Genomic DNA, 16,862 nt, shown 5'->3' on the forward strand with positions numbered 1-16,862 from the left:
GGTTATCCATTGGAAGCCATAGGAATTGAGAGGATGAGGTGCGATCACTAAACAGGAGAATTCTTCCACACCATAATTAGGGTGCCAGTTGTATCACCAGTAGGTACAATATTAAAGTACAGAACATCATTACCCTTTTTCAGTTCATAAACTTTGCCACCGCCGTATTCTCCCTTTTCGACAATTATGAAGCCTTTCTTCGTGTAGATCGGTTCAAGATGGTTGCTGTATAAAAAATCGGGATTAATTGCGGTAAACCATTCGAAGGTGATTAGACCAGCTCTTTTGGTTAGCTTGTCGGGGTTGGAAAAAAAGGCATTTGGGTTAGGGAACAGGTCAGCTGTCACAGGGGCATCTGCTGGTGCTCGTAAAGGCTCTAGAATCTCACCGCCTTCGACCTGCTCTCGCGGAACGACGAACTCAGCGAAGGGGGCAGTGAAGATTTCTGTTACATCGTCTAACTTAGGACCACTGCCTCCTACCGGTTCATTGGAAGTATCCCCCTTAGGATTTGCTGGTCCTTCAACTGGAGGAGGGGTTGGAGTTGCTTTGGTGACAATCGTTGAAGGGGGGGGCGCTGTCTTTCGCTTGACTGTAGGTTTCGCTCTTCTAGTCGTGGGTCGCAGTTGGTTCGATTTAGAGGGGGATTTGGGTAATCGGGTGATTTTGACAGCCTTGGGATCGGCTTTGGGAGGAGCTTTCTTCTGTTCACCCAGGGGGGCAAACAATAACAGAGTATGCAAAACAAGGGCGATCGCCAGCATTGGCCGCCACGACACTTTTAGCGCTGGCGATGTATTCTTTGCGGCGGTGGAGAGTGGATTCCCCATAGCAAATTATCTAAACCGACCTATCCAAAACGTCCACGAATGTAATCTTCCGTTTGCTTGCTCAAGGGTTGGTTAAAAAGTGTAATGGTCTTGTTAAACTCCACCAACTCACCCAGAAACATAAACGCGGTGTAGTCTGATAATCTCGCAGCCTGTTGCATACTATGGGTCACAATCAAAATCGTGACGTGTTTTTTGAGATTGCTCATCAACTCTTCGATGCTGGCTGTGGCGATCGGGTCCAGGGCTGATGTTGGCTCATCAAACAGAATCATTTCTGGGTCCGTTGCCAGAGCACGGGCAATGCAGAGGCGTTGTTGTTGCCCCCCCGAAAGATTGTAGGCTGGCTCTCTCAGCCGATCCTTCACTTCATCCCAAAGAGCGGCTAATCGCAAAGCCTGTTCTACCTTTTCATCAATTACCCCGCGTTTGCGTTCCCCCCGCACTCGCAATCCATAGGCAACGTTTTCGTAAATGGATTTAGGAAAGGGGTTGGGGCGTTGAAATACCATGCTGATCCGCATCCGGACTTCAATTGGATCAACTCGTCGATCCAGGATATTGATGTTGGAATCGAGCAGAATTTCCCCCTCGTAGCGGTTACCGGGGTACAGGTCGTGCATTCGGTTGAAGCAGCGCAATAGCGTTGTTTTGCCACAGCCGGAAGGGCCAATCAGAGCTGTGACTTGGTTTTCAGCGATCGCCAGGTTCACATTTTTCAGAACGTGAGCCGTGCCGCCGTAGTAAAAATTCAGGTTCTTGGCCTGAGCCTTTGACTGAAGTCCAGGCGAGTCAGACAGGGGTTTAAATGCTTCTTCTACCATTTGATACCTTTTCGAAAACGATAGCGAAGATAAATTGCCAGCCCATTCATCACCAGAGTCATGCCAATCAAAATGACCCCTGCTGCTGCAGCATTGAGCTGAAACTCTGGCTGAGGGCGGGAAACCCAGTTAAACATTTGAATTGGCATAACAGTAAAGGGAGCCTTCAGCCACTCAAATGAAATGAAAGGAAATTCTGATTTAAAGGGGGAATCGGGCAAAAACGCAATGAAGGTCAGTGCCCCAATTGTTACAAGAGGGGCCGTCTCACCAATTGCCCGGGAGAGGGCAATAATAACCCCTGTCAAAATACTCCCGACTGAGTAAGGCAGAATGTGATCCTGAATCATCTGCCACTTGCTTGCTCCAACCGCGTAGGCTGCTTCTCGTAAATTGCCTGGAATCGCCCGCAATGCCTCGCGGGTCGTTACAATTACCACAGGTAGAATGAGCAAGGCCAGAGTCAACCCTGCTACTAGAATGCTCTCCCCTAAATTCAGAATATAGTTAAAAAAGCCCAAAGCAAGAAGACCGTAGACAATCGAAGGTACGCCTGCCAAGTTGGTGACATTAATTTCAATTACGGCAGAAAGCCAATCCTTGCGGGCATACTCTTCCAGATAAATACCCGCCGCAACTCCCAAGGGAACGGCAACAGTAGTCGTGACCAGCATGACCAGAAAACTTCCTACCCATGCCGAAAGAATCCCCGCTTCTTCAGGGTTGCTGCTGGGGAAGGACGTGAAGAACTGCCAGGAAAGGCGAGGAACGCCCTTGATGCCTAACTGAATCACCAGCGCCAGAATCACAATCAACCCTACCAGAATTGACAGTAGCCCAATAATGGCGAAAATGGCACTGAGTAATTTACGGCGATCAATGTTAGCTCGAAGTTCTGAAAGATTCTCAGTGGTCATGAGGGTTGTTAGTTGTTAGTTACCAGTGAGGGGAGGAATGAGGGGGGTAACGGAGGTAGAGATTCGGTGTTAAGTGTCAGAGGTAATAGATATCAGGTGCCAAGGGAGTGAGGAGTGAGGTGAAAAATCAAACCTCAGAACTCAAAATTCATTCAATCCTCTCTTAGTACCTTTGCCGATAGCGCCGACTCAAGAAGTAGCCAATAATGTTGAAAATCAGCGTAATAATGACCAGAGTCAGTCCGGCGGCAAAGATGGTCTGGTATTCGGGGGTACCGTGGGGGGTGTCGCCGAGGCTGACCTGCACGATATAGGTGGTAATGGTAGCAGCAGACTCGAGAGGGTTGAGGGTCATGATGGGCTGGAGTCCAGCGGCGATCGCCACAATCATTGTCTCCCCCACTGCCCGCGAGATTCCCAGAATATAAGAAGCAGAAATGCCAGAGATGGCTGCCGGAAATACCACCTTCCAAGCCGTCTGTAAGCGAGTTGCACCAGTTGCATAGGACCCTTCCCGTAACTCTACTGGTACAGCTCGCATCGCATCTTCGCTGACGGAGCTAATCAATGGCGTAATCATGATGCCCATGACAATTCCCGGACTCAGCATGTTAAATCCGGGTAAGTTGGGAATGACTTTCTGAAGCAACGGGGTGACGAACAATAGAGCAAAGTAACCAAATACTACTGTGGGAATTCCTGCCAGTAACTCAAGAATGGGTTTGACAGTTTCCCTTAGTTGAGGAGAAGCAAATTCAGTCAGGTAAAGGGCTGCAATGGTTCCAAGTGGAATGGCGACCGCAAGCGCAACGACAGAAGTGACCAGAGTGCCACAAACCAGCGGCAAGATACCATAAGCAGGGGGCTCAAACAGGGGAGCCCATTCTGTTCCGGTTAGAAATTTCCAGGGAGAAACATGCTGAAAGAACCCAACCGATTCGCTGATTAATACCCACATGATGGAGATCGTGGTGACAATCGATGAACAGGCTGCTAGTAGCAACAGGAATTGAATGGCCTGCTCTTTCAAGTCACGAAACCACTTCTTTCGGTAAAGCTGGGTAGGAAAAGACAGTTGCAAGGGTTGTTCAGTCATGGGAAAAGTCAAACAAAGAACAGGCTTAGTGATAGTTGGGAAGGGTTTGCCGATCTTTGCCAGTTCTTGCGTGGCAGTTCTGGAAGGGGGAACGAGGGAATCAGGGTTTCGAGGATTCAGAGCCCCGTTTCTAGAACACCCTCATTGGAATAGCAGAAAAATCCTTACCTTATAGTAATTCCTCACCTCACAATGCTCGCCAGGCTTAGATCACAATGCTCGCCAGGCTTAGAGAAAAGGAGGTGAGGGAGCTTATCCGTGAAGCAAACTTTGAAGCAAGCTAGAAGCTTACTGCTTTGCTTCCATTGTCATCAGTTGGTCAATAGTTAGACCAACCTTCTCCTTACCCCCCAAAAACAGAACCGACCCGGCCTGCACGGAAGTAGCCCAGATAAGTAGTATAAGCCTTGGAGGGCAGAGGAACATAGCCAACCTTCTTCGCCAGTCGCTCACCATTTCTCATGTAAAACTGGATAAAATCCTTCACCTCTGGCCTTTTAGCAGACTCTGCATTGACATAAATGAAAATTGGGCGAGAAAGGGGGTTATAGCTGCCATCGAGCACCGTTTGTATTGAAGGAAGAACGGGTCCCTTGCCATTGTCAATTGCAACGGCCTTCACCCGACCTTTGTTGTTTTCGTAGTAGGCAAGACCGAAGTATCCAATAGCATTCTTATCGGTCGAAACCCCCTGAACCAGCACGTTGTCATCCTCGCTACCTGTATAGTCAGAGCGGCTAGACTTTGACTTACCTACGATGGCTTCAGTGAAGTAGTCAAAAGTGCCAGAGTCTGCTCCAGGTCCAAATAATTTCAAAGGTGCGTTCGGAAAATTAGGATTAATCTGATTCCAGTTAGTAATTGTGCCCTTAGCGGCGGGTTCCCACATTTTTTTCAGTTGAGCCACGGTCAACTTATCAGCCCAGGTGTTTTGAGGGTTGACCACAACCGTCAACGCATCATAAGCAACTGGAAGTTCAATGTAACGAATTCCTTTCTGTTTACAGGCATCAATTTCCTTTTGGAGGATAGGGCGAGAAGCGTTGGAAATGTCCGTTTCACCCCGGCAGAACTTCTTGAAACCACCACCTGTACCGGAAATACCTACCGTTACTTTGATTCCACTTTTTTGTTTCTGAAACTCTTCCGCAACAGCTTCAGTAATAGGATAAACGGTGCTAGAACCATCGATCTTGATGACAGCTTGAGACTTGACAATGCTGGGAACTGCAAGGCTAACGGTCGTGGCCAGTGCAGCGATCGCACCCACTACCGAGAAGCGATTGAACTTAAATTTCATTGCATTGCTTGCCATACCATTCGCTCCGTGAGCTACACATTTTTTTGATACATCAACCTTGATTAAGATACATGCCTAGAGTTAAGAGACCATAATCTAAAACCTTGTCCAGGTTAAAAACACCGTTAAAAAACACTGTGGTTTGGTTAACTTTTGATTAAGCAAAGACTATTATTACTCTTCTTGAAATTACTCTTCTTTGAAAGAGAATACAATAATCACCCTACCCAACGGTTTTCTCAATTCTGTTTTTCTCAATCCTATTTTCAAACTTAATCCCTGCTTTTAGAAAAGTCTATGTCTACTACTCATGATTTCATTCTCTAAAAGCCCTAAAAGACTTCTAGAAAGGCGCTTATGGCTCACTAAGCCCTTTCAGATAGAAGCTCTGAGCAATTGACCCGAACTACAGGAAAATCATATTGATTATTAAAAATGATTATTAAAAAATTAAAAATGATTATTAAAAATGATTGGTTAAAAGCGCTTTTAACTAAATCTTTAGGTAGCCTTAACCATCTGTTATTTGTCTGTTTGTTTTCAATTCATTAAGGCTAGCTGTAATTTAGAAAATAGCTTGAGCATAATCAGTAGACTAGTGTTCGTTGATGCTTTTTACGCAAATGTTGTCATTCGAATTCGGCATCTGCGAATCGAAGTCACCGCTATATTGCTTAATAATCTGGATGTGAGGAAGGAAGCATGTTTGAAACCGTTCGAAGTGTTTTGTGGTTAACTCCTGTTTTTTTGGGAGCTACGGCTGTTTCCGCTGTGGCTTCTGTCGAAAACTCTAAGGGGGTTTTAGCTGAACAGGATGTGATTCAAACGAAGTCTGCTCCAGTTTTGGTAGCCGATACGTCTTTGCTTAAGGCTGATGCATCTACTTCTATTTCTATGCCTCAGCCCTCTGTTAGCAATTTGGCAAGTGTAGATGCCGGTGCTCTTGATCAAGTTACCTCAGTTTCTCAACTGACTGACGTAAGGCCAACTGACTGGGCTTTTCAGGCATTACAATCTCTGGTTGAACGCTATGGTTGTATTGTCGGCTACCCAGATAAAACTTATCGTGGTAACCGGGCTCTCAGCCGTTACGAGTTTGCCGCGGGTCTCAATGCTTGTATGGACCGCATCAGTGAACTGATTGCTGCATCAACAGCTGATTTGGTTAAAAAGGAAGACCTACTGGCGTTACAAAAGCTTCAGGAAGAATTTGCAGCGGAGTTAGCCGCTCTGCGTGGTCGAGTGGATCAGTTGGAAGTTCGGACTGCAACTCTGGAGAAGCAGCAATTCTCCACCACAACGAAGTTGACAGGTGAAGTAATCTTTGCGGTTGCCGATACATGGGGTGATGCGGCGACTCGCCGTGGTAATGGTGCTGTTATTGGTGGTGTAAATGACGATGATAACACCCAACCAATTCTGGCAAACCGGGTTCGTCTCAACTTTGACACCAGCTTTACGGGCAAAGACCGCCTGCGTACTCGCCTTCAAGCAGCCAACGTTAATTCGTTTAGTGGCAACCTCACTGGAACGAACATGACCCGTCTATCCTTTGACGGTAGCGATGACAACGCATTTTCGATCGATGAACTCTACTATCGCTTTCCTATTGGAGACAATTTGCGGGTTCAAATTGATGCCACTAACACTGAATTTTACGATGCTTTAATTAGCACCAACAGCCCATTTGAGAGTAGTGGTAGCGGTGCAGTTTCTCGTTTCGGTCGTTTTAACCCTTTTCTCAGAAGTGGGAGTTCGGGCGCGGGGCTGACGTTTGATATCAAGTTAGGAGACTGGGCTAACCTTCAGGCAGGATACATTGCTGACAGTGATAGCAATGTTCCGCTACCTAAAAATGGCTTATTTAATGGTTCTTACAGTGCGATCGGCCAGCTCGTGCTCAAACCATTTAAGGATCTTTCGCTGGGTCTGTTCTATAATCACTCCTATTATTCAGGAGGAGATGTCAACATTACTGCTAGTACAGGCTCTGAGTTTGCCCGCAGGCCATTTGGTTCTGGTGTCGCCACTTCTAACGATACGGTTGGTGCGAATCTTCAATGGAAAATTAGTAAGAACTTTATTTTTGGTGGCTGGTTTGGCTACATGTGGGCCAATCGACGGAGTAATAGCGATCAGGCGCAAATCCTCAACGCGGCAGTTTACTTGGGGTTTCCAGATCTGCTGAAGAAAGGAAATCTGGGTGGACTGCTGGTGGGTATTCCTCCCTATGTAGTTGATAACGATGTGAATCGTGAAGATGAGGATACTCCGATTCACGTGGAAGCGTTCTATCGCTTCAAGGTTACTAACAACATTGCAGTGACCCCTGGATTCTTCGTCATTATCAATCCGGAAGGGAATAGCGATAACGATACCCAGTTTGTTGGTACGATTCGGACAACATTTTCGTTCTAAGTATTTGTCAACCTTGAGTTGACGAGTAGAGTTGGCTGTTGTAGAGGTTACTTTTTCAGGGATTTTGCTCCTGAAAAATCTGGACAGACCACTGAGTTCACCTCACACCTGAATAAAGAAGACTCCAAATGGAGTCTTCTTTTTTATAGCTATAGTCACCAGGCTTAGGACGGGGTGCAGGGGTTCCACCTCTGGCTGGGATGGCGAAGCCCCCACCTCCCCTTAAAGCTAATGTCCCAAGCAACCTGGCGACAGATATACAACGGTTGGGAGCAGTTAGCTTGATGCGCTGGTATAAAACCGGAGAGCAAACTGCCAGAAGGTACGAGAGGCAAACAGGAGGGCGATCGCCAGCACCCCCGCACCTATCGTCCAACCAATTTCACCCCGCCCCAAAATCACTTCCGCTGGCACGGTGGTAAGGAACGCGACAGGAACCACAAAGGTGAAGAAAAATCGATAGGCGGTGGGATAAGCTACTATGGGAAACCGTCCGGCTTCCAGCAACCCTCTCAGTACTTCGGTGACATTGTAGATTTTGACAAACCAGATGCTGGTGGCCCCCAAAATAAACCAGAGACTGTAGAGAATCAAGAAACCAAACAGAATTGGCACCAGGCTGAGCAGATAGTCTCCAACATGCAGTCCCAAACGGGCTCCAGCATAGCAAATTACAATCAGCCCAAACACTAAATCCGGAAATCCCCAGGGCGAAAGGGTGTGAGTCGAGAGCCAGAACTGAGAATTAATTGGCTTGAGCAGCACAAAGTCAAGGGTACCTTGCTGAATATGGCGCACAATCCGATTCAGGTTGGGAGCCAGAAATGTGCTGGAAAATCCCTGGAGCAGAGTAAAAACCCCCAGCACCACCAGAGCCTGCTCCCAACTCCAACCGGCAAAGGTGTAATCATTTTGATAAAATAAAAACAACCCGAACAGACTGCCCGCCAACCCACCCAAGCTGCTGAGGGCAGCCAGCAAAAAATTGACGCGATACTCCAGTTCAGCGGCGATCGCAGTAGCCCAAAATAACTTCAAAACCTGCCAGTAACGACCCATAGAGCTTGCTCCCTGTGCTATAGTGCCCTAGTAAGGATTATTTTCGGCCTGAAACCTTTCTGAAACCTTTCATTAGTTTTAGCGATAGATGTTTCTCCGAATCTAACTCTCTACACCTGTTTTATTGATTTTGGGAAACATTATGTCGATTTACGTTGGTAATCTGTCCTACGAGGTTACACAAAAAGATTTGGAGCAAGTATTTGGAGAATACGGAACGGTTAGCCGAGTTCAGCTACCAACGGACCGGGAAACAGGGCGAATGAGAGGATTTGCCTTCGTTGAGATGGGTACCGAGGCAGAAGAAGCTTCTGCGATCGAAGCACTGGATGGAGCCGAGTGGATGGGGCGCGACCTGAAGGTTAACAAAGCCAAACCCCGCGAAAACAGAAGCGCTCCCAGAGGTAATACGGGCAACAACCGCGGAGGATATCGTCGCTACTAAGCGACTTTCCTAAAGTTTGAACTCTAGGGTTTTCAGCAGAACACGCTGGCTACCCTAGTCTGCTGAAGACTTTGGGCTGTCTCCCGTATATGGCAAATGGTAGTCCTGAATAGGAATGGTGTTTGGAACGCTCCGCCCCTAATGACGATCACCAAATTCCTAACATAGGTCACTACCTGGCAAAAAATTTTAGCAAGAGGAGATCTCGAATGACTCAAGTGGTTTTAAGAGAGAACGAAGGAATTGAATCCGCATTACGACGCTTTAAGCGTGAGGTTTCCAAAGCAGGAATTTTTCAGGACATTCGCAAAAATCGGCACTTTGAAACCCCACTTGAGAAGGAAAAGCGCAAAGCACTCGCAAAGCATCGGCAGCGAAAGTATCGTTCCCATCGGGGTTAAATATGACTGGCAGAGGTTGTTAGTAACATATAGTTTACAGGAGTAGATGGGTGGATGAGTAGATGAGTGGAGGGTAAGGGAGTGATGGAATTAAAAAACTATCACCCCGTCACTCTATCACTCCATTTCATCTCTCACCTCTTTAAAGACGAAAAAGACGAATAATCTACAACGAATAGTCCCTACGCCCCCATTCCTGAATACTGCTGCAACCCTCGACGCCACAACCAGCGGTACGCCAGAGAAAACAGCACGGTCCAAATCACCATTACCAGCAGCCCCTTTCCCAAATTGACAGGCAACCCTACTAGCAGGCTAGCAGGAAAGTAGATCAGGTAAGGGAATGGAGTCCAGAGAACAATCTCTCGCACCAATGGTGGAAAAACTTCCAGAGGAGCAACCAGCCCTGACAGAAACAGATAAAACAGAAACCAGAACTGCTCCAGCGCGCTGGCCCGCTCAATCCAGAAGGCAAACATGGATAGGGTGTACTGCATCAAAAAACGCAGCGCAAAGGCCAGGATGACAACGCCCATAAACAGGGCAAGCGTTGTCAGGTTAGGAACCCAGAAAGACTGCGGGTAGAGGAGAAAGAACAGAGCAATTAGCCCAAAGGCAAAGGGTAAGCGGGCAAGGCGCTCTGCCGCGTGGGACGCGAAATGATGCCAGATTGGGTTCAGGGGTTGTAACAGGCGAAACGATAACCTCCCTTCCACAATTTCCCGCTCAAATTCCCAAATAACCCAGACTACAGTGAACTGACGGGCAATGAACGCCGCCAGGAAATAACGGGCAAAATCTACGGGGGTCAAGCCAAACTGCCCACTTCGAGCTGCCTCCACCCAGAGCCCCATCAAGATAATTGGCAGCGAACCTGACAGTACCCACAACAAGAGTTCTGCCCGGTATTCAACCATATAGGCGTAGTAAACAGAGAGCAGGGTACCGGCAATGCGAAGGGCTTGCTGGCAGGAAGGCAGGATGCCGGATAGGGTATAGTTTTCGCCTTTCGCCTTCTGCCTGTTGATGGTCATGACACCACCCCTGCCTTAAGAACGCGCCCAATGATCTCTTCAATCGGAGGTTCGGTAACAGCTAGATCTAACACCTCTAGCTCTGCCAGAATCTTAGCGACCGTGCGGGTGAGGGTTTCCTGGGGCACCAGAAATCTGACTGACTGACCATCCACGGCTTCCAAATCACCGTAAAGGGAGAGTTTGTCGGGAGGATAGGAGTTTGCCAGTTCCACTGTAACTTCGCGACAGGGGGCGAAGCGATCGACCAGTCCTTCCAGGCTGCCATCGTAAACCAACTGCCCCTGGTGAATGACCAGGACCCGTGGGCAAAGGGCCGTGATGTCGGCCATGTAATGGCTGGTGAGGAGAATGGTTGCCTGGTAACGCTGATTGTATTCCCGCAAAAATTCTCGCACGCTAACCTGGGCGTTAACATCTAACCCCAGGGTTGGCTCATCCAGAAAAAGAATTTGAGGTTGATGGATGAGAGCAGCCAGCAGCTCGGCTTTCATCCGTTCGCCCAGGGAAAGTTTGCGGACTGGCTGAGTGAGTTTGCTTTCCAGGTTAAGCATGTCAGTCAGTTCGCCGATGCGATCGCGGAATTCGCGATCGCGAATCCCATACACTGCCGCATTAATCCGCAGCGAATCCATTGCAGGCAGATCCCAAATCAACTGCTGCTTCTGCCCCATCACCAGCGTGATTTTCTTTAAAAATGCCGTTTTTCGTTGAAATGGAATGTGCCCGGCTACATTCACTTGCCCAGCAGAGGGATGGATTAAACCCGTCAGCATCTTGAGGGTGGTTGTTTTCCCTGCTCCATTTGCCCCCAAAAAACCAACAACTTCCCCAGGAGCAATTTGAAACGAAATATCTTGCACGGCTTTGATTTGACGGTAGGTGCGCTGAAAGAAATGCAGCACCGTGCCCTTCAGCCCAGGCTCTTTCACAGCGACCGGATAGGTCTTACTCAAGTTCTCAACCAGAATGGCGGACATAAGGAGGAGGATAGGGAGGTACGATAACCCTTTCAATCTAGAATCTTCACTTTAAAAACCGCAATCGACTATCCTCCTCTTGACCAATAACAGCCGTTGCCCAAAGTTTCCGAAATTGTAACCGTTCATACCGTCTTTTCGATCTAGTGGCAGATTAGAAATACGCTTGCCCAAACCGCCGTTGCTGATTACAGCTATCGCCACTAGGCTGAGGACGGAGTGCAGGAGTGGAACCCCAGCCAGGGGTTGAAGCCCCCGCCCCCCTTAAAACCAATGTCCTAAGCAACCTGGCGACAGCTATATTTCAGCACCCTGAGGATGAAAAGGGTGAGGGGTGCAGAGTGTCAACAATCCTGATTTGTCGCATCTGCAGCTTAAATCGATATTCAATCTATTTGGTGGAGGAGAACCTTGTTTATGTTCCTAACTGTCTTAACCAGAAAACCCAGAAGCTGGAGTCGGCTGAAAGCTATTGTGATCAATGCAGGGATGTTGAGCCTGATGGTTGCCAATCCAGTTCTTGCACAGGAGAAAATTATGAAAACGCTGACCGTCACGGGTAGAGGAACGGAGATGGCGGCAACTAGTCTGGCTCAGATAAGGCTGGGGGTTGAGGCGCAGGGCAAAACGGCCAATGAGGTACAGCAAGAAGTGGCGCGACGCTCCAATTCAGTTGTGACACTATTAAAGGCACGCAATGTCGAAAGATTGGAAACGACGGGTATTAACCTGAATCCCACCTACCGTTATGACAGTGGCACTCAGACACTCACTGGTTATACTGCTAGCAATATTGTTAGCTTTCGGGTTGCAACGGAAAAAGCCGGGAGTCTACTGGATGATGCTGTGAAAGCAGGGGCAACCCGGATTGATAGCGTCAGTTTTGTTGCGTCGGATGCGGCGATCGCCACTGCCCAAAAAGCCGCCCTCCGCAAAGCCACTCAGAACGCCCAGGAACAAGCGGATGCTGTTTTGAGTGCCCTTGGGTTGGTTAGCAAAGATATAGTCAGCATCCAAATTGGCGCAGCCTTCACCCCACCCCCTCGACCTGTATTTGCCGAAATTGATGCCTTAAAAAAAGCTGCGGCTGCCCCTACTCCCGTGATCGGCGGTGACCAGCAAGTAGAAGCTTCTGTAACATTGCAAATCAGTTACTAAACTAAGAAGTGACTGAACTATAGCGATCCTTCTTGAAATTTGAACGAGTGCAGGGGTTCCACCCCTGGGTGGGGGCGAAGCCCCCACCTGAGTTTGTCAAATTTTTTGTGGCAATCCTGGAAAGGAGGTCGAGAGAATCAGGGTTTCAAGGAATCAGAGCCCCTTTTCTAGAATCCCTCCTAAGCTTTGCAACAGCCCAATCAAACGATTCCCAATCAACTGGGCAAAGGTACGCCTTGAATGGCGGTAAACAGATCATCAATCTAGCGGACGATCGCTGTCGGATTCTCTAATTTCTCGGGTCTGCTCGCCGACAGTATTACTTGCCGTGTTGAGGGGGAAAATCCTTTTGTGCCAGTTGGAAGTGCGGAATGTAGGCTAAGGTCAGCAGTCGCGAAAGAAGAGAGTTGTGAGCTTGACGCACCCGTCAGCCAGCAACAAGAAGATGTAGTCTTAAGCAACCGGGTGACAGCTATAAAACCTTTGCCATAAAGCGTGGACTCTCAAGTTTTCTGTTGAGGCTGTGTCTACCTCACCTTGAAATGCTTAAAAGCGTTTTCCAATCTGCGATCGCCTGCGCTGACCACATCCAATCCTTCGCTAGCGCATCAGCCTGAAAAGCATTTGGATCTTGCGTCAGGACTTTCTGACGTAGTTGGGTCGCCTGGCTCAAAATCCGGGTACGCTCTTCAGGCGGTTGGTTCTCTGCTTTTTTCATCAACACCAACGCCAAACCGGCGTAAGCTTTCAAAGCCTCTTTTGAAGACCGACTTGGACTGGTCTGCTCTGCAACCGTTTGGGTCGCAGAACCTTCTCCAGAAAGCTCCAGTGTCCGTAACCAGGCGCGGCTAGCCCGATCCAGGTTACCTTCTGTATAATAAGCAAAACCTAAAGCCGCCTGACATTCGGCATTGGGGTCTTGCCGGATCGACGCTTCCCAAAAGCGCTGAACATCATTGACACTGTAGTCCCGATTTCCCGACATAACGGACTGCCAGGCAGCCCGGCCCATTAAAAAATTGAGGGTAGCGTTCTCTGTCTGTTCACTCCACACCGGAGTCATGGCAGCAACGGCTTGAGACAGGGCACCCCGATCAAGTAATGCTTCGATCGCCGGTTCAGCCTCCTGGATGTCTCCCTGATTCAACTGTTCGGTGGCGAAAGCGGCAACGGCTGACGTGCTCGCTTTCTTTAAGTCTTCTGGCTTTTCGATACTGGAAATGGACGGTTGTGGCAGAGGCAACTGGAAAGCCGAGCTATCAAAATGGTTTTGGAAGAACCAGACACCCAGAACCACCGATGCCACTCCAAGGGTTCCGACCCCCGCCCATAGTAGTGATTTAGCGGATTGCCCGGAAGAAATTGCCCTGGCGCGAGCATAGGCAGGTCTGGGAAAATCAAGCATTTGCTGGAAGGGAACTTGGCTTGATGGCAAAGGCAATGCCATGGCGGCACTATTGCTCGACCTGCCAACACCGTTGGTCAATTCAGCCATTGGGCGATGGTGGGTTTGCTCCTCGTCCAAAGCAAGCTGACTGGGTGAAAGGTGAACACCCTGCTTACGAAGGGCAATATCTAGGTTTTGTCGGGCTTCTTTCAGATTGGGATTGAGTTGAATTGCCCGACTATAAGCCCGGATGGCATCCTTCACATTTCCTTGCTGATAAAGGGCTGAACCAAGATGGTTGTGGGCATCGGCCAGTGAAGGGTTGATGCGAATAGCCTGTTGATAAGCGACGATCGCCTCAGACAGGTAACCTTGCTGATAAAGCGCAAACCCCAGACGATCGTAGGCTTCTGGATTGGTTGGGTTTTCTTGAATAGCCTGATTACAGCGTGCGATCGCCTCTGTTGGTTTGCCTGCTTCTGCCAATAGCCGCTCCAGTTCCAGATAGACTGACCCATCCTCGTCAGCATTGGCATCGCGATCAGTCGGGATTTTAGTTTCCAGAACTGTAGCCTCCCGACCCGGTCTTGGTGCTACAACAGGCGAGTGATAGCAGGGGTTGTCAGGCAAAACAAGATAATCGTCCGGCTTCAACTCCTCCTCTGCTTCAGGTAGTAAGCTTTCTGAAGGAGGGGCAGGCAGGGGTGGTTCTTTATCCCTTTCCCTAGCTGAGCTCTGGGAGAGTTGCTGAACCAGTTGGGCAATCTCCAATTCAGGCTGATACTCCGGATCCTCAAACTCCAGATCATCCGGGTCTAACAGGGCCGCTTCATCAAATTCATCAAATTCTTCGTTATCGAACTCTTCGACATCAAAGCCGTCACTATCCAACTCTTCCTGATTAAAGCTATCTGCCCTAAAAGTATCTGAAGGTTCAGCGGCGATCGCTGCATCAACTACAGCTTCTTCCTCCTTGATCGACTCATCCTCCCAGGCGTTTGAATCGACAGCAGGCTGGTCAAAATCTGAAGGTTGGTCAAAGGAACCCAGGGCCAGAATCCTGTCGGCACTCTCCGTTGGCGGTTGTAAATAGCCATCAAACTCCGGGTGTAGATAAAGGATCGGCAGCGCCCAATACATTTGATTGGAGCCGTAAGAAGAAAGCAACCCCTGACGGGCACGGCTCAAACTCAGGTCAATTGGATATAGCTGCTTCAGGTTGCGGTAGAACAGCCGACTCAAATTCAGCGCCACATCATCTGGAATTCGCTCTGCCATTGCCAGCACGGCTGGAATACCTCGCTTAACCAGAGCCTCTGCCAGGTTTCCTTCTTCCACTGCTGCCGTTGAATCTGCCGTTGCAGTGTGAGCACCCCGACAGGAATTGAAAACTGCCATCCGAATGCCGTTGTTAACCAGCAATCCTGCCAGATCATCGCCACTAAGTGCCTCGGTTAAGCCGGTTTTGTTACTGACCAGGTAAAGCTTGCCACCTGCTGTTCCCAGATTGCTGTGCCCCGCATAGTGCAACACCTGGTAGTGGTTATGCTCCAGCGCCTGGGTGAGCTGTTCCCGCCCAGGTTGTTCCAGAATGGTGAGTTGAATATCTGGAAAGCGACCGTTGCGATTGCCGTTTTGCAGCCCCTGCAATTCCTCTTGCAGATGCAATGCTTCCTGTTTCAGAGCCAGCACTTCCTGGTCGCTGGGAGCCGACAACACCAACAAAATCTTCAATGGTTGCCCCGGTTCAACGACTGGAAGCTGTTGAAACTGGAACGATGATATGGCGGCAAAACTAGAATTATAGCGGGAGAACAACACATCAGTTCCCGTTGCCAGAGGGCGATCGCCCGCATGTAATACTTCCCACGGCAACCGTGGCAAGCGGTTATCCTTCAACCCCAACCGCAACCGCAAAATCTCTTGCCGATGCTGAGCAATCCCCTGAGCCTTCATCCAGCTATCGCGAATTGTGCCCTGAAACAGCGCATTGTAAAGATGCTGCCCGAGGACAATTAAGTTGATTGAACGCTGAGCCTGGGCATCTGAGGCATCAGTCAACGATTGGTGTAAAGGATCAGTGAAGAAAGGAATTGCATCACCTCGAAGCAACCCCGTAATTGGGTCGTTCATCAAAAGTGCTGCCCGCTCCAGCCACTCATCCACAGGCCAACTTACCTGCTCCTCTGCCAACGGTACCCCCGGTGCTACTCGTTCTGTTCGCACCAGATATTCATCATCTCCGATTGGAGTCACAGAAATGTGAAATTCCTGGGTCACCGTCACACTCCGAGAAGACTGCTTACGAGCTTTCTTGCGACGACAGCAGACTGCTGCCCATACCATCCTAGCTACCAGCCAAACTGATGTGTCAGGCAGAAACCTCGACGCTAAGTCGTCTGATATTTAGATTGCCCTGCTTGAGGTGGGGCAGCGCCATTCATCCCTAGAGGTTTTGCTTGACAGGGAACGGCAAACTGCTTACTTCACTCTACAACCTTGGTTTGAGGCTTTTCGTAAATTTCGGTAAATGCACCGATAAAGCCATTCAGCTTCATCAATTCCTTACTGAATCATGACACGGGCTACTTAAGTACAGGATTCCTCCAGCAAAACGTTATTGAAAATTCAAAAAAACTCCCCATGGTCTTCAAACTTCCCACGAAACAATTCCGGATCAATGAAAATCCGACCCGATCTTTATCGATGGTAGATGCACCCTGATTTGTTCCCCGGTTTACACCTAAACCGGGGGGGTTTTCTATTTGTGATTAAATTGCAGATACGAGGTTGGGTTTCATACTTCAACTCAATGCCAGCATGGGTTATGCTACGCTAACTCATCCTACAAATAATCAGATCTATAGCGATCTTTCTTGAAACTTAAACGGGGTGCAGGGGCGGAACCCCCAAACCTCCATGTTGCACGATTTAGTGTTTGTAACACTGGTTATCTAACTAAGGCTCTCCCGGCTTTTCGGTGAGGAGTAGCGTAAGCTTCGCTTATCACCCA

13 protein-coding genes are annotated in these 16,862 nt (G+C 48.7%); 4 read left to right on the forward strand and 9 right to left on the reverse strand.

Going from position 1 to position 16,862, the window contains the following annotated elements; all coding sequences use genetic code 11:
* Window positions 1-47 precede the first annotated feature (47 nt).
* The 5 genes from P4D80_RS21695 to P4D80_RS21715 all read right to left on the reverse strand — a co-directional run bounded on the left by P4D80_RS21695 (window position 48) and on the right by P4D80_RS21715 (window position 4,982).
* The gene (locus P4D80_RS21695) at window positions 48-830 is read right to left on the reverse strand and encodes a hypothetical protein (RefSeq protein WP_421656107.1); all 783 of its coding nucleotides are present in this window, start codon (window positions 828-830) and stop codon (window positions 48-50) included.
* 20 nt (window positions 831-850) lie between these two features.
* A complete protein-coding gene (pstB, locus tag P4D80_RS21700; protein WP_421656108.1) occupies window positions 851-1,654 on the reverse strand; it encodes a phosphate ABC transporter ATP-binding protein PstB in 804 nt (267 codons plus the stop codon).
* Entirely contained in the window at window positions 1,648-2,571 is a 924-nt protein-coding gene (gene pstA / locus P4D80_RS21705) for a phosphate ABC transporter permease PstA (RefSeq protein WP_421656109.1), read from the reverse strand. The genes pstB and pstA overlap by 7 nt, the downstream gene beginning before the upstream one ends.
* 163 nt (window positions 2,572-2,734) lie before the next feature.
* The gene (pstC, locus tag P4D80_RS21710; RefSeq protein ID WP_421656111.1) at window positions 2,735-3,667 is read right to left on the reverse strand and encodes a phosphate ABC transporter permease subunit PstC; all 933 of its coding nucleotides are present in this window, start codon (window positions 3,665-3,667) and stop codon (window positions 2,735-2,737) included.
* A 343-nt stretch (window positions 3,668-4,010) separates the two neighbouring features.
* A complete protein-coding gene (locus P4D80_RS21715; RefSeq protein WP_421656113.1) occupies window positions 4,011-4,982 on the reverse strand; it encodes a PstS family phosphate ABC transporter substrate-binding protein in 972 nt (323 codons plus the stop codon).
* 687 nt (window positions 4,983-5,669) lie between these two features.
* Between P4D80_RS21715 and P4D80_RS21720 the strand changes: the two genes are divergently transcribed.
* Entirely contained in the window at window positions 5,670-7,385 is a 1,716-nt protein-coding gene (locus tag P4D80_RS21720; protein ID WP_421656115.1) for an iron uptake porin, read from the forward strand.
* Between the two features lie 276 nt (window positions 7,386-7,661).
* Here P4D80_RS21720 and P4D80_RS21725 read toward each other — a convergent pair whose 3' ends face one another.
* Window positions 7,662-8,444 (reverse strand): ABC transporter permease, encoded by a 783-nt coding sequence (locus tag P4D80_RS21725; protein WP_421656117.1) that lies wholly within the window; start codon window positions 8,442-8,444, stop codon window positions 7,662-7,664.
* A gap of 142 nt (window positions 8,445-8,586) precedes the next feature.
* On the opposite strand from P4D80_RS21725, the gene P4D80_RS21730 reads away from it, so the two are divergent.
* Together P4D80_RS21730 and rpsU are read left to right on the forward strand one after the other, a co-directional pair.
* On the forward strand, window positions 8,587-8,889 hold the full coding sequence (locus P4D80_RS21730) for an RNA recognition motif domain-containing protein (protein ID WP_421656119.1): 303 nt from the start codon (window positions 8,587-8,589) through the stop codon (window positions 8,887-8,889).
* Window positions 8,890-9,098: 209 nt separating this feature from the next.
* Window positions 9,099-9,290 carry a 30S ribosomal protein S21 gene (rpsU, locus tag P4D80_RS21735; RefSeq protein ID WP_421656121.1) on the forward strand — a complete coding sequence of 64 codons (192 nt, stop codon included), beginning with the start codon at window positions 9,099-9,101 and terminating at the stop codon, window positions 9,288-9,290.
* 182 nt (window positions 9,291-9,472) lie between these two features.
* Here rpsU and P4D80_RS21740 read toward each other — a convergent pair whose 3' ends face one another.
* Together P4D80_RS21740 and P4D80_RS21745 are read right to left on the reverse strand one after the other, a co-directional pair.
* Window positions 9,473-10,324, reverse strand: a complete 852-nt coding sequence (locus tag P4D80_RS21740) for an ABC transporter permease (protein ID WP_421656123.1) — start codon at window positions 10,322-10,324, stop codon at window positions 9,473-9,475.
* Window positions 10,321-11,304, reverse strand: a complete 984-nt coding sequence (locus tag P4D80_RS21745; protein WP_421656125.1) for an ABC transporter ATP-binding protein — start codon at window positions 11,302-11,304, stop codon at window positions 10,321-10,323. Before P4D80_RS21745 ends, P4D80_RS21740 begins: the two co-directional genes overlap by 4 nt.
* Window positions 11,305-11,721: 417 nt before the next feature.
* Here P4D80_RS21745 and P4D80_RS21750 point away from each other — a divergent pair, with 417 nt between their 5' ends.
* A complete protein-coding gene (locus P4D80_RS21750) occupies window positions 11,722-12,462 on the forward strand; it encodes an SIMPL domain-containing protein (RefSeq protein WP_421656127.1) in 741 nt (246 codons plus the stop codon).
* A 532-nt stretch (window positions 12,463-12,994) separates the two neighbouring features.
* Here the strand turns inward: P4D80_RS21750 and P4D80_RS21755 are convergent.
* Window positions 12,995-16,195 (reverse strand): CHAT domain-containing protein, encoded by a 3,201-nt coding sequence (locus P4D80_RS21755; RefSeq protein WP_421656129.1) that lies wholly within the window; start codon window positions 16,193-16,195, stop codon window positions 12,995-12,997.
* Between the last annotated feature and the right edge of the window lie 667 nt (window positions 16,196-16,862).

This window comes from Leptothermofonsia sp. ETS-13 (genome assembly GCF_049200465.1).
In the GTDB taxonomy this organism is placed as follows: domain Bacteria; phylum Cyanobacteriota; class Cyanobacteriia; order Leptolyngbyales; family Leptolyngbyaceae; genus Leptothermofonsia.

Coding starts and splice junctions, on each gene's coding strand:
- pstB (WP_421656108.1), bottom strand. CDS start 1,654: ATGGTAGAAGAAGCATTTAAACCCCTGTCTGACTCGCCTGGACTTCAG.
- P4D80_RS21725 (WP_421656117.1), bottom strand. CDS start 8,444: ATGGGTCGTTACTGGCAGGTTTTGAAGTTATTTTGGGCTACTGCGATC.
- rpsU (WP_421656121.1), top strand. CDS start 9,099: ATGACTCAAGTGGTTTTAAGAGAGAACGAAGGAATTGAATCCGCATTA.
- P4D80_RS21695 (WP_421656107.1), bottom strand. CDS start 830: ATGGGGAATCCACTCTCCACCGCCGCAAAGAATACATCGCCAGCGCTA.
- P4D80_RS21755 (WP_421656129.1), bottom strand. CDS start 16,195: ATGGTATGGGCAGCAGTCTGCTGTCGTCGCAAGAAAGCTCGTAAGCAG.
- P4D80_RS21750 (WP_421656127.1), top strand. CDS start 11,722: ATGTTCCTAACTGTCTTAACCAGAAAACCCAGAAGCTGGAGTCGGCTG.
- pstC (WP_421656111.1), bottom strand. CDS start 3,667: ATGACTGAACAACCCTTGCAACTGTCTTTTCCTACCCAGCTTTACCGA.
- pstA (WP_421656109.1), bottom strand. CDS start 2,571: ATGACCACTGAGAATCTTTCAGAACTTCGAGCTAACATTGATCGCCGT.
- P4D80_RS21715 (WP_421656113.1), bottom strand. CDS start 4,982: ATGGCAAGCAATGCAATGAAATTTAAGTTCAATCGCTTCTCGGTAGTG.
- P4D80_RS21745 (WP_421656125.1), bottom strand. CDS start 11,304: ATGTCCGCCATTCTGGTTGAGAACTTGAGTAAGACCTATCCGGTCGCT.
- P4D80_RS21740 (WP_421656123.1), bottom strand. CDS start 10,324: ATGACCATCAACAGGCAGAAGGCGAAAGGCGAAAACTATACCCTATCC.
- P4D80_RS21730 (WP_421656119.1), top strand. CDS start 8,587: ATGTCGATTTACGTTGGTAATCTGTCCTACGAGGTTACACAAAAAGAT.
- P4D80_RS21720 (WP_421656115.1), top strand. CDS start 5,670: ATGTTTGAAACCGTTCGAAGTGTTTTGTGGTTAACTCCTGTTTTTTTG.